Here is a 23,875-nt window from a genome sequence, read left to right as displayed (position 1 = left end):
GAAGTAACATCGACTGTCTGCTATCCGCCCCTACCTGCACGCCAGCGCCTGATCGCGCAACACGGCGTAGTCGCCCAGCATCCTGACGATGACGGCCCCTTCCGGCAGTGCTTCGACCTCGTCGGCCGCCTGTGCTTGATCCGCGGCCGTGTAGTCGACGACAGGCGGACATGGCGCACGGGCATCAGAACCTGCCATCGCGCAGCCGGTCAGCCAGAGCATCACGATTAGCAGGGCGGCGGGCGGCGGCGTCGAGCATCTGGCGGTGGATGGCATCGTTTCTCTCTCGGGCTTCAAGTCGTTCGGCCGCGCGCTCGGCGCGTTCACCGGCGCGGCGCAGGTTCAGGAGGAACAGCAGGATCGCTGCCGCGGTGAGGATCAGGCCCAGCGCCTTCCGCGCCGGGCCATGGGCGAGGAGCCAAAGGGTCACCGCTGGCCCCGTTTCCAGTCGTCGAGCCGGGCGTGGATCGTGACAGCGATGCCAATCAGCGCGATGGCGATCAGTACCCAGCGTAGGGTGTCGAGGTAGGGGACCAGCGGCTGGATCGTGGTCTGCGTTTCGGCAAGAACGTCCTGCAGCACTTCGACCCCGGCCGCGCCGACAGTTGCGGCGCCTGCAGCACCGCCACCGCGCAGGGTGCGGCTGTCCGACAGGACTTCGCGCGCGGGTGGCAGTTCCGGGGCAAACGGCACCGCTCGCGCCGGGAAGGGATCGCCCCAGGACCGGGCAGGGCCAAGATCGATGTGCATGAAGCCCGACCGCGGGTAGTATCCGAACCCCAGGATGTTGATTTCCACCCAGAACTGAGCCGGATCGGCGCGTAATTTCCACTGAGAAGTGAGCCATGTGAACCTTTCCCCAAAGCGGTGAGCGGCGGGGGTAACGGGAGTGATCCACATGGGACTTTTGAACATCATCCGACGCATGCACTTTCGGCAGAAGCTGTCGGTCCGCGAGATCGCGCGGCGCACCGGCCTGTCGCGCAACACGATTACCAAGCACCTGGCGGGGGGCACGATCGAGCCGAAGTTCGCCACGCCGGACCGGCCGAGCAAGCTTGATCCTTTCGCCGAGAAGCTGGCCGGCTGGCTGAAGACAGAAGCCGGCAAGTCGCGCAAGCAGCGGCGGACGCTGAAGCAGATGCATGCCGATCTCGTCAAGCTTGGCTTCACCGGCTCCTACGGCCGGGTTGCAGCGTTTGCGCGGCAATGGCGGACAGATCGCCAGCGCGAACAGCAGACCACGGGACGCGGCACCTTTGTTCCGCTGTCCTTTCGACCGGGCGAAGCGTTCCAGTTCGACTGGAGCGAAGACTACGGGCATCTGGCCGACGATCGCACCAAGCTTCAGATGGCCCACATCAAGCTGTCCCACAGCCGGGCCTTCCTGTTGCGCGCCTACCCGCTCCAGACCCACGAGATGCTGTTCGATGCCCACTGGCATGGCTTCCGTGTGTTCGGCGGCGTGCCCGAGCGCGGCATATACGATAACATGCGCACGGCGGTGGACCGGGTCGGCCGAGGCAAGGAGCGGCAGGTCAACCTCCGCTTTCTGGCCATGACGAACCACTATGTCTTCGAACCGGAGTTCTGCAATCCTGCCGCAGGCTGGGAGAAGGGACAGGTCGAGAAGAACGTTCAGGACTCCCGCCGCCAGATCCTGCAGAAGATGCCGGGCTTTCCCGATCTTGACATGATGAATGCCTGGCTGCAGCAGCGTTGCCTGGAGGTGTGGCAGGAGACCCCGCACGGCACGCTGCCCGGCACGATCCATGACGTCTGGGCTGCGGAGCGGGCCGCACTGATGCCGTTGCCGCCCGCCTTTGACGGCTTCATCGAGCTGAGCAAGCGCGTCTCGCCCACCTGCCTGATCAGCTTCGAGCGCAATCGCTACAGCGTGCCGTCGTCCTTTGCCAATCGCCCCGTCAGCCTGCGGATCTACCCGGACCGGCTGGTTGTCGCGGCCGAGGGCAACATCCTGTGCGAGCATGGTCGCGTGTTCCAGCGCAATCACCAGGTGCCGCCGCGGACGATCTACGACTGGCGGCATTATCTTGCTGTTCTTCAGCGCAAGCCCGGTGCCTTGCGCAATGGCGCGCCCTTTGCCGAGTTCCCGCCTGCCTTCCGGCAACTGCAGGAGCAGATGCTCCGCAAACCCGGCGGAGACCGCGAGATGGTCGACATTCTCGCCCTGGTTCTTCAGCACGACGAACAGGCCGTGCTGACCGCGGTGGAGTTGGCCCTGGCCGAGGGCGTGGCAACCAAGACCCATGTGCTGAACCTGTTGCACCGGCTGGTCGACGGCAAGCTCATTGGCGGGCCGCCGCTCGATACCCCGCAGGCTCTGGTTCTCCATCGCGAGCCCAAGGCCAATGTCGAGCGCTATGACGGCCTGCGCACCCCCGTTGCAGGAGGCCGTCATGCGTCATGATCCTGCCAGTGGCGCCATCGTCATCATGCTCCGCAGCCTGAAGATGCATGGCATGGCACAAGCCGTGACGGACCTGATCGAACAGGCTGCGCCGGCTTTCGAAGCGGCCGTGCCGATCCTGTCCCAACTGCTGAAAGCCGAGATGGCCGAGCGCGAGGTCCGCTCCATCGCCTACCATATGAAAGCGGCGCGCTTCCCGGCCTACAAGGACCTCTCGGGCTTCGACTTCTCGACCAGCGAGATCAACGAAGCCACGGTGCGACAACTGCATCGTTGCGAGTTCATGGACGGAGCACAGAACGTGGTCCTGATCGGCGGACCGGGCACCGGCAAGACCCATGTGGCGACCGCCCTTGGCATCCAGGCCATCGAGCATCACCGCCGCAAGGTCCGCTTCTTCTCCACCATCGAACTGGTCAATGCCCTCGAACAGGAAAAAGCCAAGGGAAAAGCCGGGCAACTTGCCGAAAGCCTGACCCGCCTTGATCTCGTGATCCTGGATGAACTGGGCTATCTACCGTTCAGCGCCTCGGGCGGGGCGCTGCTCTTCCATCTGCTGAGCAAGCTTTACGAACGCACCAGCGTCGTCATCACCACGAACCTCAGCTTCAGCGAATGGGCCACGGTCTTCGGCGATGCCAAGATGACCACCGCGCTCCTCGACCGCCTCACCCACCGCTGCCACATCCTGGAGACCGGAAACGACAGCTTCCGCTTCAAAGCCAGTTCAGCCGCCGCAACGCGCCAAAAGAAGGAGAACAATCACGCCTTGACCACTGAATGACCGGAAATCCATAGTCAGAGGTGGCTCACTTCTCGATGGAAATGCCGGCTCAGTTCTGGGTGGAAATCAACAACGCGCTGGAGGGGTGGGCGGAGTCGCTGGCGGACGAGGTGGCGCCGTTCGGCATCACCACGACCATCGTCGAACCGGGCGCCTTCCGCACGAAGCCGCCGAAAGATCGCGCCCGGAGTGTCTTTCCTGAGAACGTCATCGACGACTATGCAGAAGCGACGAGGGAGAAGGCCGCGGCCGTCAAAGGCTTCAACGGGCATGAGCCGGGTCATCGTGATAAGCTGGCGTCGTCATCACCACCAACCTCAGCTTCGCCGAATGGGCCGCAGTCTTCGGTGATGCGAAAATGACCACCGCGCTGCTCGATCGCCTCACTCATCGCTGCCATATTCTGGAGACCGGAAACGACAGCTTCAGGTTCAGGGCCAGCACCGCAGCCGTCAAACCAAAGAAGGGAGCCGCAAGTGCATTGACCCAAACATGACCCACAGAACATAACTGAAAGGTGGGTCAGTTCTCGGTGACAAACCCGGGTCAGTTCTCAGCAACATTCAACACTCCCTTCCGCACTGTCCTGCCCGCGACGCATATCGACAGAATCCGCGCCGAGCGCGACAACGCATGGAAGTGGACCGTATGAACCCGCAGGTCAGCCCAGATCCGCGTGATCTGCTGCCTCCAGAGTCGCGATTCTGACCTGATGGGTCGACAAACCCCGACACGGCGGGTCTGCACTGCCCATCAGGCCAGTCATCGCGGACCCGCGCGCTGATGCATCCAATCTTTCTCAATCCGTGCATCCTGGGTTCAGCACCAGGACGGTAATCTCACCCATATACAGCTTACCGGACGGTTTCAGATGCTTTGCAAATTGCATGAGATGGAACGCGCAATTGCAGACCCTGGCGGCCAGAAGGGCAAGTAGCTGCATTGAACCTCGCACCCTACCCGTTCTACAGAATAGTTCCCAGGTATCGGTTAAAGTGCCCCCTAAAAATTATGATTCCAAAATCATACAATATCGGCTGACTTGTCGACAGGACCGCTTCTCCCGTCTGTGTCACACATTGCATTGGTCAGTGCAGTCTCGAGCATTCGTCGTTGATCTGCTTCGGGAATACCCGGAAAGTTTGCTGGTCCCATCACCGCACGATGGGTCACAAATCCGCTCAAAAGGCTAAGAGCAAAATGTGCTCGCCCCGGATTTTCAAAGCCGAAAGCCTTGCTCAGAGGGAGAGCAAGCGATGTGTCAATGAATTGCGCAATGATGTCACGCGCTTCGCTGCAGAGACTGGATTGAATCAGCAGATGTAGCGGGCGTACATCTTCCTGTATCCGCGGATCGCGAAGGAAAGCCAGATCACAGAGCCGGGAGATCATGGAGCGGCCATCTGTCGCCACCATGATGTCATCCAAGGGATCAAGCGCCGCCAACGCGTGGCGAAAGATCTCTGCCTTGGAGCCGAAGGATCGATGGACATAGGCCACATCGACCTCTGCGGCGGCCGCAATGTCGCGTAGACTGGTGTCGCAATAAGGCATCCGGGCAAAAAGCAGCATCGCTGCATTCGAAATGCGTTCTTTGCCACTTTGGCGGCCCGAATTGCGGCCGGTGCCGCTGGCTAATGTCGCTGTTCTGGGCATACGTTGTTCGTTTCGTTCGCTGTGCCTGACAAATGCAACTGGTGGTCGTTCCCTGATCGATGACATATTTCGTATCTAGCTCAGATCAGGGTGCTATGCTTAGCTGTTTTATCGACTGATAACAATCGGCAGCTTACTTATGTGTATTTAAAATATAGGATTTCTCCAGCGTCAGCGAGTGTTGACAACTGCAATCTGTAAAGTGAAAACCGCAGAAGAATATACGCAACGTATCTATCAGCACATCATCAGAGGCGGGTCATGGCAAAACCGAGCAGGAACACCATCATTCTGGGCGGCCTCGCCGTTGTAGCTGCACTTGGGTGGTTGACCTGGAACCGGCTGCAGCCTGCGGGTCTGCCGACAGGTTTTACCAGTGCCAATGGTCGGATCGAGGCAACGGAGGTCGATATCGCGGCACTGACCGGCGGGCGGATCGCTGCAATCAATGCAGCTGAGGGTGATCTGGTCAAGGCCGGCGATGTTCTGGTTCAGATGGACGTCGTTCAGCTGAACGCGCAGAAACGCCAGTCCGAGGCGCAGCTTGCCCGGGCCGAGATCGGTGTCGAGACCGCAAAGGCGCTGGTGGCTCAGGCAGAGGCGCAGGAACGCGCGGCGCTGGCAGCGGTTGATCAGGCGGCGTCGGTTGCCGAAGCCGCCGCACTGCGGCTGGCGCGCTCTGAGCAGCTGGTCAGATCCAACGCGATTTCGCAGCAGGTGCTCGATGATGATCGTGCCCGTGACGCCCAGGCCCGTGCAGGGGTGGCTTCGGCAGAAGCAAGCCATGCAGCGGCGCTGGCCGGGGTGAGCAGCGCCGAGGCTCAGGTCGTTGATGCAGGTGCCGCCGTAGATGCGGCAAAGGCTTCGATCGATGCGATCCAGGCCACGCTGGACGATGCCACGCTGAAAGCGCCGCGCTCTGGCCGCATCCAGTATCGTATCGCGCAAGAGGGTGAGATCGTCGGCTCGGGCGGACGTATCCTCAGCCTTGTCGATCTGGGCGATGTCTATATGACGGTCTTCCTGCCGACCTCGCAGGTTGGCAGGGTGCAGGTGGGATCCGAGGTACGCCTCGTGATGGATGCAGCGCAGGAGCTGGTGATCCCGGCCACGGTCTCCTACGTTGCCGATGTGGCGCAGTTCACACCGAAGACGGTCGAGACCGCCGATGAGCGCGAGAAGCTGATGTTCCGCGTTCGTGCCCGCATCGATCCGGAGCTGCTGGCCCGCCATATCGAATATGTCAAAACCGGCCTGCCGGGCATGGCTTATCTGCGGCTTGACCCCAATACCGCCTGGCCCGACTTTCTTGCAAATGTCGTGAAATGACCGGTCCCGCTTCTGGTCCTGTCGCCGGAGTTTCCGGCCTGACACTGCGCTACGGCAAGGTCACGGCGCTGGATGATGTGACGCTGGAAATCCCTTCGGGCCGCATGGTCGGGCTGATCGGTCCGGACGGGGTCGGGAAGTCGAGCCTTTTGTCCCTGCTGGCCGGTGCGCGGGTGATCCAGGACGGCAAGGTCGAGGTTCTGGGCGGCGATATGCGCGATGTGGCGCATCGCAATCGCGTCTGCCCGCGCATCGCCTATATGCCGCAGGGGCTGGGGAAGAACCTTTATCCGACGCTTTCGGTCGAGGAGAACCTTGATTTCTTCGGCTCGCTTTTCGGCCACAACAAGGCCGAGCGCGACCGCCGCATCGCCGATCTTCTGGCCGCGACCGGGATGACGCCCTTTCGCGCCCGGCCGGCGGCAAAGCTGTCGGGCGGCATGAAGCAAAAGCTGGGGCTGTGCTGTGCGCTGATCCATGATCCGGATTTCCTGATCCTTGACGAGCCGACCACCGGCGTTGATCCGCTGTCGCGGCGGCAATTCTGGGATCTGATCGACCGCATCCGTGTGACGCGGCCGCAGATGAGCGTGATTACCGCCACCGCCTATATGGAAGAAGCCGCGCGGTTCGACTGGCTGGTCGCGATGAATGCGGGCCGAGTGCTGGCGACCGGCACCACGGCGGATCTTTTGTCGCGCACCGGCGCGGAGAACCTCGACGCCGCCTTCATCGCGTTGTTGCCCGAAGAGGACCGGGGCGAGGACAGCGCCGTGGTGATCCCGCCGCGCGCGGGCGGTAACAGCGAGATCGCCATCGAGGCCGAGGGGCTGACACAGCGCTTTGGTGATTTCGTTGCGGTCGATAGCGTGTCCTTCCGCATACCGAAGGGCGAGATTTTCGGCTTCCTCGGCTCGAACGGCTGCGGCAAGACAACGACGATGAAAATGCTCACGGGGCTTTTGGAGCCGACCGAGGGCCGTGCGAAGCTTTTCGGCCATGAGGTCGATGCGAGTGACCTTGCCGTGCGTCGTCGGGTCGGTTTCATGTCCCAGGCCTTCTCGCTCTATTCCGAGCTGACGGTGCGGCAGAACCTTGAGCTGCATGCGCGGCTTTTCAATATGCCTGCGGAGAAGATCCCCGGACGCGTGTCCGAGATGATCGCCCGCTTTGATCTGGGCGATGTTATCGACAGCCTGCCCGAGGCGCTGCCCTTGGGCATTCGCCAGCGTCTGTCGCTGGCGGTGGCGATGATCCACGCGCCCGAGATCCTTATCCTTGACGAGCCGACCTCGGGCGTCGACCCGGTGGCGAGGAACGGCTTCTGGCGTATTCTGGCGGAACTGTCGCGCAAGGATGGCGTGACGATCTTCGTCTCGACCCATTTCATGAACGAGGCGGAATGGTGCGACCGCATCAGCCTGATGCATGCGGGCAAGGTGCTGGTCTCGGATACCGCCGAGGGCATCACCAAGACCAAAGGCTGCGCCACGCTGGAGGATGCCTTCATCGCCTATCTGGAAGAGGCGATTGGCGAGACGGCACCCCCGCCTGAGACCCCGGCTGCCCCGCCAGTCGAGGTGGCGCATCCCGCGCCGCAATCCGGCTTCAGCCTGCGGCGGCTGCTCAGCTATTCGCAGCTGGAAAGCCTGCAGCTGCAGCGAGACCCGATCCGGCTGACCATGGCGCTGGTCGGCAGTCTTCTTCTGATGATCGTGATCGGGCTGGGCATCAATATGGATGTCGAGGATCTGAGTTTCGCCGTGCTCGACCGTGACCAGTCCACCACCAGCCGCAGCTATATCGCCGATATCGCGGGCTCGCGCTATTTCATCGAGCAGCCGCCGCTGACGAGCTACGATGAGATCGACGCGAGGATGCGGTCGGGCGAGTTGGCGCTGGCGATAGAGATCCCGCCCGGTTTCGCCGCCGATATTGCGGCAGGCAGGACTGTTCAGGTCGGGGCCTGGTTTGATGGCGCCAACCCCACCCGTGCCAATACGGTGCAGGGCTATGTCCAGGGCATGCATGGCGACTGGATCCTGCGCCAGGCGCGCGAGCTTTACGGCGATGCAGCCACCAGCGGCAGTTTCGAGCTGGTGACGCGCTACCGCTACAACCCCGATGTGCGCAGCCTGAATGCGATGGTGCCCGCAATCATCCCGCTGCTTTTGCTGATGATCCCCGCGATCCTGACGACACTCTCGGTCGCGCGGGAACGCGAACTCGGCTCGATCATCAATTTCTACGTCACCCCGGTGACGCGGCTGGAATTTCTGCTTGGCAAACAGCTGCCCTATATCGCGCTGGCCATGCTGAATTTCTTCCTGATGATGGCCATGGCGGTCACATTCTTCGCAGTGCCCTTCAACGGCAGTTTTCTGGGCTTTACCCTTTCGGCGCTGATCTATGTCACCGCGACCACGGCGCTTGGTTTTCTGGTGTCGGTCTTCATCGCAAGTCAGGTCGCGGCGCTGTTCGCGACCGCCATGCTGACGATGATCCCGGCGGTCAGCTATTCGGGTTTGATCGACCCGGTCTCTTCGCTGTCGGGTTTTGGTCGGGTTCTGGGCGAGATCTACCCCTCGACCTGGTTTATCACCGCCGCGCGGGGGGCTTTCTCCAAGGCCTTCGGAATGGCGGAACTGGCCGGGCCGATGCTGGCCATGGGCATCGCCATTCCGGTGATTATCGGGCTGGCGGCGGCCTTCCTGGAAAAACAGGCGAAGTGAGGGGCGGATGAACCTGCGCAACACCTTCAATCTGGGCGTCAAGGAATTGCGCGGGCTCTGGCGCGATCCGGTGATGCTGGTGCTGATCGTCTATTCCTTTTCGCTCTCGATCTGGACCTCTGCGAACGTCTCGCCCGAGGCGCTGACGAATGCCGCGATCTCGATCGTGGATGAGGATCAGTCGCATCTCTCCGCCCGCATCACCTCGGCCTTTTATCCGCCCTATTTTGTCGAGCCGCAGATGACCACGACGGCCGAGATGGATCGGCGGATGGATCAGGGGCTGGATACTTTTGCGCTGAACATCCCACCGGATTTCGCGCGCGATGTGCTGGCCGGAAAAAACCCGGCGATCCAGCTGAATATCGACGCGACAAGGATGAGCCAGGCCTTCACCGGCGGCGGCTATATCCAGCAGATCGTGTCCTCCGAGGTTTCGGAATATGTGGCGGGCTACCGGGCCGAGACCGCGCTGCCGGTCGATCTGGCGCTCCGCGCGCGGTATAATCCCTCGCTGGATCCGAAGTGGTTCGGCGCGATTTCCGCCGTGATCCGGTCGATCACCATGCTGTCGCTGGTGCTGACCGGCGCGGCGCTGATCCGCGAAAAGGAACATGGCACGGTCGAGCACCTGCTGGTCATGCCCGTCACCCCGACCGAGATCATGTTTTCCAAGATCTGGTCGATGGGGCTGGTGGTGCTGCTGGGGTCGATCTTTTCGCTAAGTGTTGTGGTGCAGGCGCTGATGGCGGTTCCGGTGCAGGGCTCGGTCGTGCTGTTTCTTGCGGGCGCGGTGCTGATGGTTTTCGCCATGACGGGGCTTGGAATTTTCCTTGCCACCATCGCCGGGTCGATGCCGCAATTCGCGCTTCTCCTCATGATGGCACTCTTGCCGCTGCAAGTGCTGTCGGGTGCGATGACACCGCGCGAGTCCATGCCCGAGATCATCCAGACCATCATGCTCGCCGCGCCGAACACGCATTTCATCATCCTCTCGCAAGCCATCCTCTTCCGGGGCGCAGGACTGGATGTGGTCTGGCCGCAATTCACGGTGCTGGCGGCAATCGGAGTGGCGCTGTTCTGGTTGGCGCTGATACGATTCCGCAAATTCCTGCGGTAATACAAGATGCTCAGTCGCCTGCTGCTTACTCTGACTCTCGTGTTGGCTGCCTGCAACACACGCCCGGGGCCCGAGGTTCTGGCTCCCGATGACGGGGCCCTGCCTGCAGGTGCCCGCATCGTGCAGGTGCTGACAGTGACAACTCGTGCACCCGATGCGCAATCGCCCGGTGCCTATGGTGCAACCCGCGCCACCAGCCCGAACTGGCTGGAATATGAGGTCTCGGTGCCGCCAGGCCATAAGCCGGGGCGGATCGAATGGCCCGATGGGGCCAGCGATGCCACGAAGAATTTCACCGTGCGCAAGCAGACCGAGCTCAGCCGCGAGGGTTTTGCCGGGCGACTGCCGCGCTCGGGCGTGGGGCTCTATATCCACGGATTCAACACGCGCTATCAGGAGGCGCTCTATCGGGCCGTGCAGCTTTCGGTTGATGCCCATCTGGAGGGTGCGCCGGTGCTCTTCACCTGGCCCTCGGCAGGTAATGCGGGAGCCTATCTTGCCGACCGCGATGCTTCAGACTTCTCTCGTGCAGCCCTCGCCGATCTGCTCGGGCTCCTGACGAAGAACCGTCGTAGTAGCGAACCTGTACCAGTGCTCGCCCATAGCATGGGTGCGCGGCTGACGATGGAGACGCTGGTGCAGCTGCGCCTCGCCGGGCGAGGCGCCGTTCTTGACCGGATCGAGCTGGTTCTGGCCGCACCAGACATCGATATCGACCTCTTCCGTGCCCAGATGGCGACCTTGGGCCGGATGAAGCATCCGATCACGGTACTCGTCTCATCAGATGACCCGGCACTGAAACTCTCGTCGCGGCTGGCAGCTCGACGGATGCGGCTAGGACTTGCCGACGTGCATGATCCGGCTATCCAGCGTCTCGCGGTAGAGACCGGGATCCGAATTGTGGATATCACCGATATCACAACCAACGATTCTGCCCATAGCCGCTATGTCGGCCTTCTCTCCGGTGAGGCCGGGGCGATGGACAACAATACCCTATTCGGCGGGATGCGTCAGGCAGGGGCCTTCGTTTTCAACCAGGTTGGCGGTGTATTTACTGGGATTGGCGGTGCATTGACGGAATGACATGTCAGACAGACTTGAGCATCAGAAGTCAGGCCATGGCCACATAGCCTCACTCCGTGCTGTTTCGCAAGTAATCGTTCATAATGGCCGACGCCGCGAGCCGGGAATTGGCGATGGCGAGAAAGTGAAAAAAGCCTTGTCTGTTCATCGACGGTCTCGGGGAAGAGGCTAAAACTCTCCTATCATATCCGGGGGGGTGAGGTGCGCGTTTTTTCTCACAGCGTCAGGCATCTGCCGGAGCAGGTTCAGCGGATCCCTTGTCGGACCTGCGGCGGTTATTTCAGTGGCTTGACAGCTCATTTTTCTTTGCCTCCTGGATAAGGACTTGCACACAATGAACGCGCGAAAAACAAACCTCACATTTATTGATCTCGATCAACGCACGTTGATCATCATGTGTTAGCCTCACACAACAAAGTGGAGACGCGGCATGGCACTTCCGCCGAAATCAGACCTACCGGGTGCTTCCCCGGCCCAGGCCGGTGAAAACCTTGGGATTGGGCCTTTCACGCGGTTGATCGCATCCGCGAGGCGCTTTCAGCCCAACTGAGCGGCGGCATCTCGCCGGGCTCGTTGATGCTGGCCTGGTCGGACTGGATCTTTCATCTGGCCCAGGCACCTGGCAAACGGATGGAACTCGGCGTCAAGGCGGGGCGCAAATGGCAGCGTCTGTTGGCGCATCTCATGTCTTCCGCGATGGACCCAGAGGCCGTCCCGGTCATCACGCCTTTGCCCGGGGACCGCCGTTTCGCAGATGAAGCCTGGGCAAAACCGCCATTCAGCTGGATGTCGCAGGCATTTCTGCTGCAACAGCAATGGCTGCATAACGTCACCCATGAGGTACCCGGCGTCACGAAACACCACGAGGATGTGGTGTCCTTTGCCGCGAAGCAGATGCTCGACGTGTTTTCCCCCTCGAACAACCCATTCACCAATCCCGAAGTATTGGCACGGACCTGGTCCACGGGCGGCATGAACCTGGTGAAGGGCTGGCAGAACTGGCTGCAGGACGCGACCCGCCAGATCAGTCAGGAACCGCCCGAAGGGGTCGAAGCTTTTACGCCGGGCCGCGATGTGGCGGTGACGCCGGGCAAGGTGATCTTCCGCAATCATCTGATCGAGCTGATCCAATACGCGCCCGTGACCGAAACCGTGCATCCTGAGCCGGTACTGATCATCCCGGCCTGGATCATGAAATATTACATCCTCGACCTGAGCCCCGAGAATTCCCTGATCCGCTGGCTGGTGGCCCAGGGCCATACGGTTTTTGCGATCTCTTGGCGCAATCCCGGCGCGGAAGACCGTGATCTGACGTTGGAAGATTACCGGCTACAAGGGACGATGGCAGCGCTGGATGAAATCAGCCGCCTGGTGCCCGACCAGAAGATCCATGCCACCGGCTACTGCCTGGGCGGCACGCTCTTGTCGATTGCGGCAGCCGCGATGGCCGGCGAGGGCGATGACCGCCTCGCCTCGCTGACGCTGCTCGCCGCTCAGGTGGATTTCACCGAGCCTGGGGAACTTGCGCTGTTCATCGATCCGAGCCAGCTACATTTCCTTGAAAGCATGATGTGGAACCGGGGTTATCTTTCCGCCGATCAGATGGCCGGGGCGTTTCAACTGTTGCGGTCGAATGACCTCATCTGGTCGCGGATGGTGCATGATTACCTGATGGGCGAGCGGACGGCGATGAATGATCTCATGGCCTGGAACGCCGACAGCACCCGCATGCCTTACCGCATGCATGCCGAGTATCTGCGTAAGCTTTATCTCGAGAACGAGCTTTCCTCAGGCCGTTTCGCTGCGGGGGGCAAGACGGTGCTGCTGCAGAATATCCGCGTACCGGCTTTTGCGGTCGGAACCGAACGCGATCACGTCGCACCGTGGAAATCGGTCTATAAGATCCACCAGTTTACTGATTGCGATGTGACCTTCGCGCTGACATCGGGCGGACATAATGCCGGCATCGTCTCGCCACCCGGCCATCCGCGCCGCCGTTACCGGCTGGCCACCCGAACCCATGGGGATGCACTTTTGCCGCCGGAAACCTGGGCTGACGCCAACTCCACAACGGAGGGCTCCTGGTGGACACCGTGGCAGGCCTGGCTGGCCGCGCATTCCTCTGCACCCGCCGCGCCGCCCGCCATGGGAAAGGCGCTGGAAGATGCACCCGGCACTTACGTCTTTCAAAGGTGATATGATGAACGCCCCTGCCCAGAGCCTCACCAACCACCTGTTTCATCAGATGAAAATCGGCGACCACGCCAGTCTCAGCCGTCATGTCGGCCCCGAGGATATCGAGCTGTTCGCCGCCGTTTCCGGCGATGCGAACCCAGCCCATCTGGATGCCAACTTCGCCGCGCATGGGCCTTTTGGCCATGTGGTGATCCATGGCATGTGGACAGCGGCACTGATCTCGGCGGTGCTGGGCACCCGCCTGCCCGGGCCGGGAACTATCTATCTAGACCAGCAGGTTCGCTTTCAAAAGCCGGTCTCTCCCGGCGACACCGTGACTGCCGAGGTTGAAGTGATCGAGTTGATCGAAGGCAAGAACCGTGTCCGCCTTGCGACCACCGCCCGCAATCAACTGGGCGAGGTGGTGCTTTCGGGCGAGGCGCTGGTGCTGGCACCGCTTGAGCAACTGACCTGGGTACCAGGAAACCTCCCCGAGGCGGTGATCTTGCCGAAAGGGCGCTGGCAGGGCTTTGTCGAAGAGGCCCGCGCGCTGCCGCCGGTCAGGGCGGCGGTGGTGCATCCCTGTTCGAAATCCGCGATCCTGGGGGCGGTTGAGGTCCGCGACGAGGGTTTGCTTGATCCGATCCTGATTGGCCCCGCCGCAAAGATCTGGAAACGGCGGTGCAAAATTAGGCCACGGTAGCGGCGGGATCGTCTCGCTGCGGGCGGAGTAAAATCCTGCCACTTTTCCCTTCTTGCGGCAGCAGGGAGGGTGGGGAGATTTATACCGTGGAACTTTACAAGAAGGTTCGCTTGGCGTGTGCCGAGGGCATGAGCGCGCGGGCGGCGGCGAAGCATTTCAACATTTCGCGCGGGACGGTTGAGAAGATGTTGGCCTTCTCGGTGCCGCCTGGCTACCGGCGGGACAAGCCGATCAGGCGGCCGAAGCTGGACGGGTTCACCGAGTTCATTGACGCCTGGCTTGAAGCCGACAAGGCGGTGCATCGCAAGCAGCGTCATACGGCCAAGCGGATATGGGAACGGCTTCAGGCCGAGCATGGCTTCACCGGCGGCTATACGATCGTCAAGGATTACGTGCGTGAGCGTGAGCGGCGGACACGGGAGATGTTCGTGCCACTGGCCCATCCGCCGGGCCATGCTCAGGCCGATTTTGGCGAAGCGGTCGTCGTCATCGCCGGTGTCGAGCAGAAGGCGCATTTCTTTGTCATCGACCTGCCGCACAGCGATGCCTATTTCGTCCGGGCCTATCCGGCGGCGACGGCGGAGGCCTGGATAGACGGGCATGTCCGCGCCTTTGCCTTCTTCGGCGGGGTGCCGCAGTCGGTGCTCTACGATAACGACCGCTGCCTGGTCTCGAAGATCCAGCCAGATGGCACGCGCATCCGCGCCACGCTGTTCAGCGGCTTGCAGTCGCATTACCTGTTTCGGGATCGCTATGGTCGGCCCGGGAAGGGGAACGACAAGGGCGCTGTCGAGGGGATGGTCGGCTACGCCCGCCGCAACCACATGGTGCCGATCCCCCACTTTGCCAGTTGGGACGCCTTCAACGCCGACCTTGAAGGGCAGTGCTGCGCACGCCTCACGCGCATTCTTCGGGGTCACAAGGAGACGATCGGCGAGAGGCTGCAGCGCGATCTGGCGGCGATGCGCCCATTGCCTACTGCCCCGTTCGACGCCTGCGACCAAGCGAGCGGCAGGGTCAGCTCGCAGTCGCTCGTGCGCTATGACACCAACGATTACTCGGTCCCGGTCGCCTATGGCCATCAGGATGTCTGGATCCGCGGCTATGTCGATGAGGTCGTGATCGGCTGTCGCGGGGAGGTGATCGCCCGACACCCGCGCTGTTACGATCGCGAGGACATGATCTTCGACCCGGTTCACTACCTCCCGCTGATCGAGCGCAAGATCAATGCCTTGGACCAGGCTGCGCCTCTGGCGGAATGGGACCTGCCCGAAGAGTTCCAGACTTTGCGCCGCCTGATGGAGGCGCGCATGCTCAAGATGGGGCGCCGCGAGTATGTGCAGGTGCTGCGGCTGCTTGAGACCTTTGGCATGGATGACCTGCATGCCGCCGTGAAGAAGGCCCTGAAGCTGGGCGCGGTCGGCTTTGACGCCGTGAAGCACCTCGTGCTTTGCCAGGTCGAGAAGCGCCCCCCAAGGCTTGATCTCGATGTCTACCCCTACCTGCCGCGGGCGAACGTCGAGACGACGCGTGCGGCCAGCTACATGGCCTTGATGTCGGAGGCGGCGGAATGAGCGAGGCTCCGAAGATCCTGCTTGCCCACCATCTGAAGACGCTGAAGCTGCCCACCTTCCTGCGGGAACACGAGAAGGTTGCGCGCCAATGCGCCGCCGAAGGGTTGGACCATGTCCAATTCCTGTCGCGCCTCGTTGAACTGGAACTCATTGACCGCGAGCGGCGGATGGTCGAGCGCCGCATCAAGGCTGCGAAGTTCCCGGCCACCAAAAGCCTCGACAGCTTCGACTTCAAGGCGATCCCGAAGCTGAACAAGATGCAGGTGCTGGAACTGGCGCGCTGCGAATGGATCGAACGGCGTGAGAACGTGATCGCCCTTGGCCCCAGCGGAACCGGCAAGACCCACATTGCCTTGGGCCTCGGGTTGGCGGCCTGCCAGAAGGGCATGTCTGTCAGCTTCACCACCGCCGCCGCGCTGGTCAACGAGCTGATGGAGGCGCGAGACGAACGTCGGCTGCTGCGCGTCCAGAAGCAGATGGCTGCCGTCAAGCTGCTGATCATCGACGAGCTCGGGTTCGTGCCCCTGTCAAAGACCGGCGCCGAGCTGCTTTTTGAGATGATCTCCCAGCGCTACGAGCGCGGTGCCACGCTGATCACCAGCAATCTGCCCTTCGATGAATGGACCGAGACCTTCGGCACCGAGCGGCTGACCGGCGCGCTCCTCGACCGGTTGACCCACCACGTCAACATCCTCGAGATGAACGGCGAAAGCTATCGCCTCGCGCAAAGTCGCGCGCGCAAGACCGGCGACAACACCTGATCCAAAGTATCAGACTTGGACCTGACGGTCCAAGGCGGCCAGTCACCCGCAAGCTATATGGAGAGCGCGGCTGACTGGCCGCCGCCCATCAGCCGCGTCTCGCGCAAACCCAAAGTGGCCCAATTTTGCGCCGCCCCGTGGCCCAATTTTACTCCGCCGTTGACACCTACCCCCGCAACCAATATAAATGCCGCCCAAGGGCGGCTTTGCGCATTCAACACACACAAAAGCGAAAACCGCCACACCCGCGCAGGATTGAGCCCGGAGCCGTTTGCCTCTAGAGATCAGGCTCGCCGAGAAAACCAGTTCAGGGGCGCGACAGTGGACGTTCGTTTTGATCAGGGCCCGCAGGGCGCGCAGGCGAGCCTGTTTGCCCGCCCCAATGCGCTGATCGAGGCCCGCACCCTCGATGAGGTCGCGCCGGCGCTCGATGCGCTCGACGCCGCACGCAACAAAGGAAAATGGATCGCGGGCCGCCGTCTCTTGCGCATGGCGCAAGGTGACGTTGCAAAGGCTCGGCCTTGAGCGCGGGCGTTGTCTTGGGGGCTGTTCGGGGAAGGGGCTTGCCGGGGCTAGTCGGAGGGCCGGGTGGTGCGGCGGTCTCTCACGCGCGGTCGGGGGCAAGGGCGGACCGCGGCGGGGTGATCCGGCCTTGGCGGCCGGATCCAGATCGAACCGATCAGGCGATCTTCAGATCGCGGGCGGATTCGCGCCCGTCGCGGCCGGTCTCGAGCTCATAGGTGACGGCTTGGCCGTCATTGAGATGCGAGATGCCTGCGCGTTCGAGGGCCGAGATATGGACGAAGATGTCCTTGCCGCCGCTCTGCGGTTGGATGAAGCCGAAGCCTTTGGTAGCGTTGAACCATTTCACGGTGCCGTTGGCCATCGTGAGATCTCCTTTGATGAATGCCGCCCGCGGAATACGGCGGCCTGGCTTGGTCAGTTCGAAAAGGCAGACTGAAGCCAGAAAAGGAGACAGGTGCAGATAGAAGCAACGTAGCCTCCCCCCTTTACACGATTTCGCCGCGGTTCACAAAGGAAAAGACGCGCGCCTTGCGGAATTCATGGCGGTGGGGCCCGGGCCGTATGTCAGGCGCCCAGGTTCCAGATCTTGCGGATCACATCGAAGCCGAGCTCGATCGCGGGTTCGCCCTTGCGGCTCGCCAGCGTGACGAGGCCGAGCGTCACCTCGAGCGCGGCGTCCTCGACAACGACGAGGCCGTGGATCTGCTTTTCATTCAGCGCGACCGATTCGCGGCACAGGCTGAGCCCGCCGCCCGAGCGCACCATCGCGAGCATCGAGGGCTCCTGATCCACCACGGCGACCTGATTTTGGGTGACGCCGAGGCCGGAAAACAATCTGTTGAGCAGCCGATGATGCACCGAGGCCGGCGGCGTGCCGATCCAGGGCAGCTCGGCGAGCGCTTTCCAATCCCGCCCGGCGGTGCGTTGCTCCCAGCCCGCGGGCGCGATCACCCGATATCGGAACCGGGTGAGGGCGCGGTGGTGGAACTGGGGCGCGGCGCCCGGAGCGGCGGTCTCCTCGTCCAGATCGCCGAGAAAATAGCCCAGATCGATCTCGCCGCGCGCGAGCCGCACCGGCACGTCGCCGCTCATCCCATGGGCGAGCTGGGTTCTGAGCTCCGGCGCCGCCTGCGCCATGGCGCTCAGAAATTGCCCCAGCCGGATGAAATCGGGGTCGATCACCGTGCCCACGCGCAGCGCGCCGCGCACCGTGCCGGTCATCCGATGCGCGGTTTGCCGGAAATCCTCGAGCGCGGCGAGAACCTGCTCGGCCTTGACCAGCAGCGCCGCGCCGTCGCGGGTCAGCTCGACCCCCTTCGAGGTGCGGTGGAAGAGCGTCAGCCCGGTCTCGGTCGCGAGGCGCTTGAGTTGCAGGCTGATCGCGGGCTGGGTGAGGTGCAGCGCTTCGGCCGCGCGTGAGACATTGCTCTCGCGGGCGACGGTGACAAAGGCGTGCAGGCTGCGCAGGTCGATGGGGGTTCGCATATAAGCCGAGCTTATAATGACTCGCATCACAAGTCATTGGAAATCTCGCCCGCCCTGCCGGTATCCCTGTCTCGGGACCATCAGGGAGGACAGGATGCCCGCAGGGAGTGACCAGCATTTCATCGCAAATTCAGCCTGTTCGGGCCGCGGGGCGCCAGGGTCTCGGGGCGCGCGGCGCCTGCGGGGCGCCGCCGGGCGGGCCGTTTGTCGGGGGGGCGTGCGATGACGACTGAGAGCTTTGATTATATCATCATCGGGGCCGGCTCGGCCGGCTGCCTGCTCGCCAACCGTCTGAGCCAGGACCCCGCGACGCGGGTCTTGCTGCTCGAGGCGGGCAAATCCGACCGCTACCCCTGGATCCATATCCCCGTCGGCTATCTCTATTGCATCGGCAATCCGCGCACCGACTGGCTCTATCAGACCGCGCCCGAGGCCGGGCTCAACGGCCGCGCGCTGCGCTATCCGCGCGGCAAGACGCTCGGCGGCTGTTCCTCGATCAACGGCATGATCTACATGCGCGGCCAGGCGCGCGATTATGACGGCTGGGCGCAGGCGGTGGGGGATGAGGCCTGGAGCTGGCAAAATGCGCTGCCCGATTTCATCGCCCATGAGGATCATTACCGCCTCGATGCCGGGGCGCAGGCGGGCGCGGGGGGGCGCTTTGCCGCGCTGCATGGCCATGGCGGCGAGTGGCGCGTCGAGAAGCAGCGGCTGCGCTGGGAGATCCTCGACGATGTTGCCAAGGCGATGGTCGAGGCGGGGATCGCGCCGACGGAGGATTTCAACGCCGGCGACAACAGCGGCGTGGGCTATTTCGAGGTCAATCAGAAAGCGGGCTGGCGCTGGAACACGGCCAAGGCGTTCTTGCGCCCGGTGCGGGGGCGGCGCAATCTGACGGTCTGGACCGAGGCGCAGGTCGAGCGGCTGAGCCTCGAGACCGACCCGGACGGCGCGCGCCGCTGCACCGGGGCGATCGTGCGGCGCGGTGGCGCGCAGCTGAGCCTGCGCGCGGCGCGCGAGGTGATCTTGTCCGCCGGCGCGATCGGCTCGCCGCAGATCCTGCAACTCTCCGGCATCGGCCCGGCCGCGCATCTCAAGGCGCTCGGCATCACGCCCTGTCTCGATGCGCCGGGGGTGGGGGCGAACCTGCAAGACCATTTGCAGATCCGCGCGATCTACAAGGTGCAGGGCGCGCGCACGCTCAACACGCTCGCCAACAGCTGGCTCGGCCGGGCGCGGATCGGGCTGCGCTATGCGCTCAGCCGCAGCGGGCCGATGAGCATGGCGCCAAGCCAGCTGGGCGCCTTCACCCGCTCGGCGCCCGACCGGCCCCATGCCAATCTCGAATATCACGTCCAGCCGCTCAGCCTCGACGCCTTTGGCGAGGGGCTGCACCGCTTCCCCGCGGTCACCGCGAGCGTGTGCAACCTCAACCCGACGAGCCGAGGCCATGTGCGGATCCGCGCGCCGCACGCCGAGCAGCCGCCCGAGATCGCGCCGAACTACCTCTCCACCGAGGAAGACCGCGCGATCGCGGTGCAAAGCCTGCGCCAGGTGCGCGCGATCCTGGCGCAGCCGGCCTTGGCGAAATACCGCCCCGAGGAATGGAAGCCCGGCCCCGAGATCCAGAGCGACGCGGAGCTCGCGCGCCTTGCGGGCGATATCGCGACCACGATCTTTCACCCGGTGGGCACCGCGAAGATGGGCCGGGCGGAGGACCCGCTCGCGGTCGTCGACAGCCATCTGCGGGTGCGCGGGGTGCGCGGGCTGCGCGTGGTCGATGCCTCGATCATGCCCGAGATCACCAGCGGCAACACCAATGCGCCGGTGCTGATGATCGCGGAGAAGGCGGCGCGCTGGATCCGGGGCGGGGTCTGAGCGGGCGCGGCGGGGGCAGGCGGTCAGCCGAGCAGGTAGAGCGTCAGCAGCCCCGCCCCGTAAAGGCCGAGCACGATCGAAAAGCCGCGCCGCCAGAACGGCGCGGCCGCGAGCCCGAGGTAGCGATCGAGGATCACCCGCGCCTTCGCCCAGGCAAGGGCGAGGATCACCGCCCCCGCGCCGGTGGTGGCCGCGTCCGAAAGCCCGCCGCGCGCGACGAGCGCCGCGATCACCGTGGAGCCGAGCGAGAGCGCGATCAGCGCCACCCAGGCGCGCAGGAGCGGGTCAGGGGGCAGGCGCATGTTCACCTCAAGAGATAGAGGACCGGAAAGAGCAGCACCCAGACCAGATCGACCATATGCCAAAACGCCGCGCCCACCTCGAGCGCGCGGGGCTCGGCGCGTGCGCCCACGAGGCCGAGGATCACGATCCCGGCGAGCACATGGGCCGCGTGAAAGCCGGTCAGCAGGTAGTAGAAGGTGAAGAACCCGCCCGAGGTCAGCCCGATCCCGGCGGCGGCATTGTCGCCATATTCGACCGCCTTGATCGCCAGAAACACCGCCCCGAGCGCGGCGGCGCCCGCAAGGCGCGCCCGCGCGGCCCGGGGCCGGGCGGCCTCGGCCAGGCGCACCGCCCGCGCCGCGAGATAGCCCGAGCTGACCAGCACGAGCGTATTCACCCCCGCCAGCGCGCGATGGAGATGGTCTTGCGCCGCGGCAAAGCCCGCCGGGTCGAGCACGCGCATGCCCAGCACCGCCGCGAGCCCCGCCCCGAAGACCAAAAGCTCCGAGACGATCAGCACCCACATCATCAGATCGCCCGGAAGCTGATCGAGCGGGGAGGGCTCCGGGGCGGCGGGCGTGCTCATGCGCCCACCAGATGGCGGTAGATCTCGGGCAGCGCCGCCGTCAGCCGGTCGGCATGGGGGATCACCGAGAACCCGCCGCGCCCGAAGATGCGCGCAAACCACGCCTTGCCCTCGCGGTCGATGGTGATGCCATGCACCGCCGCGCCCGCCCGCCGCGCCTCGAGCACCGCCATCCGGCTGTCCTCGATACCGTGGCGGCCCTCGTAATGGTCGAGGTCGTTGGGCTTGCCATCGGTGATCACGAGTAAGAGCCGCCGTTTGCGCGATTGCTGCGCGAGATCGGCGCTCGCGTGGCGGATGGCGGCGCCGAGGCGGGTGTAGAAGCCCGGTTTGAGCGCCGCGATCCGCGCCTCGACGGTGGCGCTCATCGGCTCGCCGAAGCGCTTGCAGTTGAGCAGATAGACCCGCTCGCGCTTGAGCGAGGAAAAGGCGTTGATCGCAAAATCATCACCGCAGGCCTCGAGCCCCCAGGCGAGCGCGGCGAGCGCCTCCTGTTCGATCTCGATCACCGCCCGCCCGGCGACCGCGCTCTCGGTCGAGCGCGAGACATCGAGCAGGCACGAGACCGCCAGATCGCGTTTCAAGGGCCGGCTCTGGCGCCAGATCCGCTCGCTCGCGGTGCCGCTGGCGCGCAGATCGGCCGCGGCGCGCACCGTCGCCTCGAGGTCGAGCTCCTCGCCGTCGAGATGGCCCGAGGTCGTGACCCGGCCGGGGCGCAGCGCCTCGAACTGGCGGCGCACGGCGCGGATCCGGCGCTGCGCCTGCGGGTCGGTGCGAAACCCCGGCACGGCCGCGCCCGGCGCCACATCGGAGGCCAGCACCACGCAATGCGCCGGCAGATAGACGCCCCCGCGCACGTCCCATTCGGGGTAGGTGAAACGCCCCGAGCGCGCCTCGCGGTCGGCATCCTCGGGCGCGAGGTCGAGATGCAGCTTGAGCCGCGTCGCGGGCGCTTTCGAGACCTGGCCGAGGCCGATCTCCTCCTGATCGTCGGCGGCCTTTTTGGCCGCCTCGGTGTCGTCGTCCTCGATCCGGCGGTTGAGGTTGAGAAACTCCGCCCAGCTCAGGATCGCCTCGAATTTGTGGAGGATGAAGCTGTCCTTGCGCTCGGCCTGATCGGCGCGGTGGCGGCGCGCGCGGTGCATCTCGCGGCCCTTGCCCTCTTCGGGGGGGCCTTCGGTGGTGCGGGTCTCGACCTCGCTCGGCGCCGAAACCCCGGGCGCGCGCAGATCGAGCCAGAGCGCCACCGGCCGCGCCGGGCAATAGCCGCGCGGCGCGCGCAGATCGGCGAAATCGCCCTCAGCCAGACGGCGGGCATAGTCCTTGGCGAGCGCGGGCAGGGGGGCGGGGTCGCCCAGCTCGGCCCGGATCAGCGCCTCGATCGCGGCCTCGACCGCGGGCAGATCGGCGCGCGGGCGCAGCGCGGCGAGCACGGCGCACAGATCGGCGTGAAGGCTGCGCAGCCCCGGCGCCTCGGCCAGCGTCGCGCCCGCCAGCGCACGGGCGCGCGCGATACGGGCGAGATCGGCTTGCAGCGGGTCTTCGGGCAGGTCGGTGGGGGGCGGCGCGGTGGCGGCCTGGGCGGTCAGCCACAGATAGGCCGCGCCATTGGCCTCGCGCGCGGGAAAGAGCGCCAGCGCCCCGGGCAGGCGCAGCGCCGCGCCGTCAAACGAGGCGCGGGGCGCGCGCTCGGCCTCATGGCCGAGCCGGCGCAACAGGCCGAGCCGGTGGCGGCTGACCTCCTCGACGACGGGCCGGATCTCGACCGAGGCCGCGCCGCCGAGCGCGCGAAAAAGGACTGCCAGCCGCCCGCCGACCTCGGAGAGGTCGACACGAGCTCCATCATACGCCGCGGGGGCGTCCAGACGGCTGGCAAGGGCGTGCCACAGTTTCCCGACGCTTTCTTCGGGTTCCCATGGCTCGAAGTCGATCTTCGTCACGGCCGGCCTCACCCGAATATGGCCGTGACGAGATCGCGGAGCCCGCGTTTGACATCTTCATCATCCGACAGCGGCTCGATCATCGCCACCTCGATCGCGCGCGCGACCGGCATCCCCCGCGCGATCAGCGTCGCGGCATAGACGACAAGCCGCGTCGAGACGCCTTCCTCGAGATCCTGGCCCTTGAGCGCACGCAGCTTGCCCGCAAGGCGCACGAGCGGTTGCACCCGGTCCTCGGTGAGGCCGGATTCGCGCGCCACCACATGGATCTCATGGGCGGGGGCGGGGAAATCGAACTCCATCGCGACGAAGCGCTGCCGGGTCGAGGGTTTCAGGGTCTTGAGGATATTCTGATAGCCCGGGTTGTAGGAGGCCACGAGCAGAAAGCCCGGCGCCGCCTCGATCTCCTCGCCGGTGCGGTCGATCGGCAGGATCCGGCGGTCATCGGTGAGCGGGTGCAGCACGACGGTCACGTCCTTGCGCGCCTCGACCACCTCGTCGAGGTAACAGATCGCGCCTTCGCGCACCGCGCGGGTGAGCGGGCCATCGACCCAAGCCGTCTCGCCGCCCTTGAGCAGATAGCGCCCGATCAGATCGGCGGCGCAGAGGTCGTCATGGCAGGCGACGGTATAGAGCGGCCGGCCGAGGCGGGCGGCCATATGGGCGACGAAGCGGGTCTTGCCGACCCCGGTCGGGCCCTTGAGCAGCACCGGCAGATCGGCGCCCGCGGCGGCGGCGAAAATCTCGCATTCATCGCCCTGAGGCAGGTAGAAGGGGGCTGATGCCGCCCCCTCCAGGGTTTTGGGTTGCGCGTTCATGTCCTGATCTCCT

The 23,875-nt window shown here is 64.3% G+C and carries 21 protein-coding genes and 2 pseudogenes; 14 read left to right on the top strand and 9 right to left on the bottom strand.

Features of this window, described 5'->3' with window-relative positions:
• Positions 1–184: 184 nt before the first annotated feature.
• Together LPB142_RS12650 and LPB142_RS12645 are read right to left on the bottom strand one after the other, a co-directional pair.
• Entirely contained in the window at positions 185–430 is a 246-nt protein-coding gene (locus LPB142_RS12650) for a hypothetical protein (protein WP_071166600.1), read from the bottom strand.
• Positions 427–789, bottom strand: a pseudogene (locus LPB142_RS12645) (YcbK family protein); the annotation flags it as partial. The pseudogene LPB142_RS12645 and the gene LPB142_RS12650, both read right to left, overlap by 4 nt.
• 109 nt (positions 790–898) lie before the next feature.
• On the opposite strand from LPB142_RS12645, the gene istA (LPB142_RS12640) reads away from it, so the two are divergent.
• From istA (LPB142_RS12640) to LPB142_RS18515, 4 genes and pseudogenes are all read left to right on the top strand, one after another.
• Positions 899–2,431 carry an IS21 family transposase gene (gene istA, locus LPB142_RS12640; RefSeq protein WP_071166599.1) on the top strand — a complete coding sequence of 511 codons (1,533 nt, stop codon included), beginning with the start codon at positions 899–901 and terminating at the stop codon, positions 2,429–2,431.
• The gene (gene istB, locus LPB142_RS12635; RefSeq protein WP_071166598.1) at positions 2,421–3,215 is read left to right on the top strand and encodes an IS21-like element helper ATPase IstB; all 795 of its coding nucleotides are present in this window, start codon (positions 2,421–2,423) and stop codon (positions 3,213–3,215) included. Before istA (LPB142_RS12640) ends, istB (LPB142_RS12635) begins: the two co-directional genes overlap by 11 nt.
• Before the next feature lie 35 nt (positions 3,216–3,250).
• On the top strand, positions 3,251–3,577 hold the full coding sequence (locus LPB142_RS12630) for a Rossmann-fold NAD(P)-binding domain-containing protein (protein ID WP_071166597.1): 327 nt from the start codon (positions 3,251–3,253) through the stop codon (positions 3,575–3,577).
• Positions 3,514–3,711: pseudogene (locus LPB142_RS18515) on the top strand (ATP-binding protein); the annotation flags it as partial. The gene LPB142_RS12630 and the pseudogene LPB142_RS18515, both read left to right, overlap by 64 nt.
• A 527-nt stretch (positions 3,712–4,238) precedes the next feature.
• On the opposite strand, the gene LPB142_RS18510 reads toward LPB142_RS18515, so the two are convergent.
• Positions 4,239–4,787 (bottom strand): TetR/AcrR family transcriptional regulator, encoded by a 549-nt coding sequence (locus LPB142_RS18510; protein WP_197058938.1) that lies wholly within the window; start codon positions 4,785–4,787, stop codon positions 4,239–4,241.
• A 345-nt stretch (positions 4,788–5,132) separates the two neighbouring features.
• Here LPB142_RS18510 and LPB142_RS12625 point away from each other — a divergent pair, with 345 nt between their 5' ends.
• From LPB142_RS12625 to LPB142_RS19110, 9 genes are all read left to right on the top strand, one after another.
• Positions 5,133–6,200, top strand: a complete 1,068-nt coding sequence (locus LPB142_RS12625) for an HlyD family secretion protein (protein ID WP_036700979.1) — start codon at positions 5,133–5,135, stop codon at positions 6,198–6,200.
• Entirely contained in the window at positions 6,197–8,932 is a 2,736-nt protein-coding gene (rbbA, locus tag LPB142_RS12620; protein ID WP_071166596.1) for a ribosome-associated ATPase/putative transporter RbbA, read from the top strand. The genes LPB142_RS12625 and rbbA overlap by 4 nt, the downstream gene beginning before the upstream one ends.
• Positions 8,933–8,939: 7 nt before the next feature.
• Positions 8,940–10,052, top strand: coding sequence for an ABC transporter permease (locus tag LPB142_RS12615; protein WP_071166595.1), 1,113 nt, complete (start codon positions 8,940–8,942; stop codon positions 10,050–10,052).
• 120 nt (positions 10,053–10,172) lie between these two features.
• Positions 10,173–11,135, top strand: a complete 963-nt coding sequence (locus tag LPB142_RS12610; RefSeq protein WP_198037833.1) for an alpha/beta hydrolase — start codon at positions 10,173–10,175, stop codon at positions 11,133–11,135.
• A gap of 522 nt (positions 11,136–11,657) precedes the next feature.
• The gene (locus tag LPB142_RS12605; protein ID WP_036700994.1) at positions 11,658–13,331 is read left to right on the top strand and encodes a PHA/PHB synthase family protein; all 1,674 of its coding nucleotides are present in this window, start codon (positions 11,658–11,660) and stop codon (positions 13,329–13,331) included.
• 4 nt (positions 13,332–13,335) lie between these two features.
• Positions 13,336–14,013, top strand: coding sequence for a MaoC/PaaZ C-terminal domain-containing protein (locus LPB142_RS12600; protein WP_083392774.1), 678 nt, complete (start codon positions 13,336–13,338; stop codon positions 14,011–14,013).
• Between the two features lie 86 nt (positions 14,014–14,099).
• Positions 14,100–15,587: an IS21 family transposase gene (istA, locus tag LPB142_RS12595; RefSeq protein WP_071165182.1), complete on the top strand. Its 1,488-nt coding sequence runs from the start codon at positions 14,100–14,102 to the stop codon at positions 15,585–15,587.
• The gene (gene istB / locus LPB142_RS12590) at positions 15,584–16,348 is read left to right on the top strand and encodes an IS21-like element helper ATPase IstB (protein ID WP_071165181.1); all 765 of its coding nucleotides are present in this window, start codon (positions 15,584–15,586) and stop codon (positions 16,346–16,348) included. The genes istA (LPB142_RS12595) and istB (LPB142_RS12590) overlap by 4 nt, the downstream gene beginning before the upstream one ends.
• A gap of 15 nt (positions 16,349–16,363) precedes the next feature.
• On the top strand, positions 16,364–16,873 hold the full coding sequence (locus LPB142_RS19110) for a hypothetical protein (protein WP_156894379.1): 510 nt from the start codon (positions 16,364–16,366) through the stop codon (positions 16,871–16,873).
• A gap of 154 nt (positions 16,874–17,027) precedes the next feature.
• Here the strand turns inward: LPB142_RS19110 and LPB142_RS12580 are convergent, their stop codons facing one another.
• The gene (locus tag LPB142_RS12580) at positions 17,028–17,234 is read right to left on the bottom strand and encodes a cold-shock protein (RefSeq protein ID WP_068765718.1); all 207 of its coding nucleotides are present in this window, start codon (positions 17,232–17,234) and stop codon (positions 17,028–17,030) included.
• A gap of 203 nt (positions 17,235–17,437) precedes the next feature.
• The gene (locus LPB142_RS12575) at positions 17,438–18,358 is read right to left on the bottom strand and encodes a LysR family transcriptional regulator (protein ID WP_068765719.1); all 921 of its coding nucleotides are present in this window, start codon (positions 18,356–18,358) and stop codon (positions 17,438–17,440) included.
• Positions 18,359–18,580: 222 nt separating this feature from the next.
• Here LPB142_RS12575 and LPB142_RS12570 point away from each other — a divergent pair, with 222 nt between their 5' ends.
• Positions 18,581–20,236 (top strand): GMC family oxidoreductase, encoded by a 1,656-nt coding sequence (locus tag LPB142_RS12570; protein ID WP_071166591.1) that lies wholly within the window; start codon positions 18,581–18,583, stop codon positions 20,234–20,236.
• 23 nt (positions 20,237–20,259) lie between these two features.
• Here LPB142_RS12570 and LPB142_RS12565 read toward each other — a convergent pair whose 3' ends face one another.
• The 4 genes from LPB142_RS12565 to LPB142_RS12550 are packed head-to-tail and all read right to left on the bottom strand — an operon-like array spanning position 20,260 to position 23,862.
• On the bottom strand, positions 20,260–20,538 hold the full coding sequence (locus LPB142_RS12565) for a hypothetical protein (protein ID WP_071166590.1): 279 nt from the start codon (positions 20,536–20,538) through the stop codon (positions 20,260–20,262).
• Positions 20,539–20,540: 2 nt separating this feature from the next.
• Positions 20,541–21,104, bottom strand: coding sequence for a cytochrome c oxidase subunit 3 (locus tag LPB142_RS12560; RefSeq protein WP_071166589.1), 564 nt, complete (start codon positions 21,102–21,104; stop codon positions 20,541–20,543).
• Positions 21,101–23,044 carry a nitric oxide reductase activation protein NorD gene (locus tag LPB142_RS12555; RefSeq protein WP_071166588.1) on the bottom strand — a complete coding sequence of 648 codons (1,944 nt, stop codon included), beginning with the start codon at positions 23,042–23,044 and terminating at the stop codon, positions 21,101–21,103. The genes LPB142_RS12560 and LPB142_RS12555 overlap by 4 nt, the downstream gene beginning before the upstream one ends.
• Before the next feature lie 8 nt (positions 23,045–23,052).
• Positions 23,053–23,862 carry a CbbQ/NirQ/NorQ/GpvN family protein gene (locus tag LPB142_RS12550; RefSeq protein ID WP_071166587.1) on the bottom strand — a complete coding sequence of 270 codons (810 nt, stop codon included), beginning with the start codon at positions 23,860–23,862 and terminating at the stop codon, positions 23,053–23,055.
• Positions 23,863–23,875: the final 13 nt, after the last annotated feature.

The sequence above is a fragment of the Rhodobacter xanthinilyticus genome, from assembly GCF_001856665.1.
Classification (GTDB): Bacteria; Pseudomonadota; Alphaproteobacteria; order Rhodobacterales; family Rhodobacteraceae; genus Rhodobacter; species Rhodobacter xanthinilyticus.
Note: the sequence above shows the minus strand (reverse complement) of the source record. Positions and strands in the feature narration are given on the sequence as shown.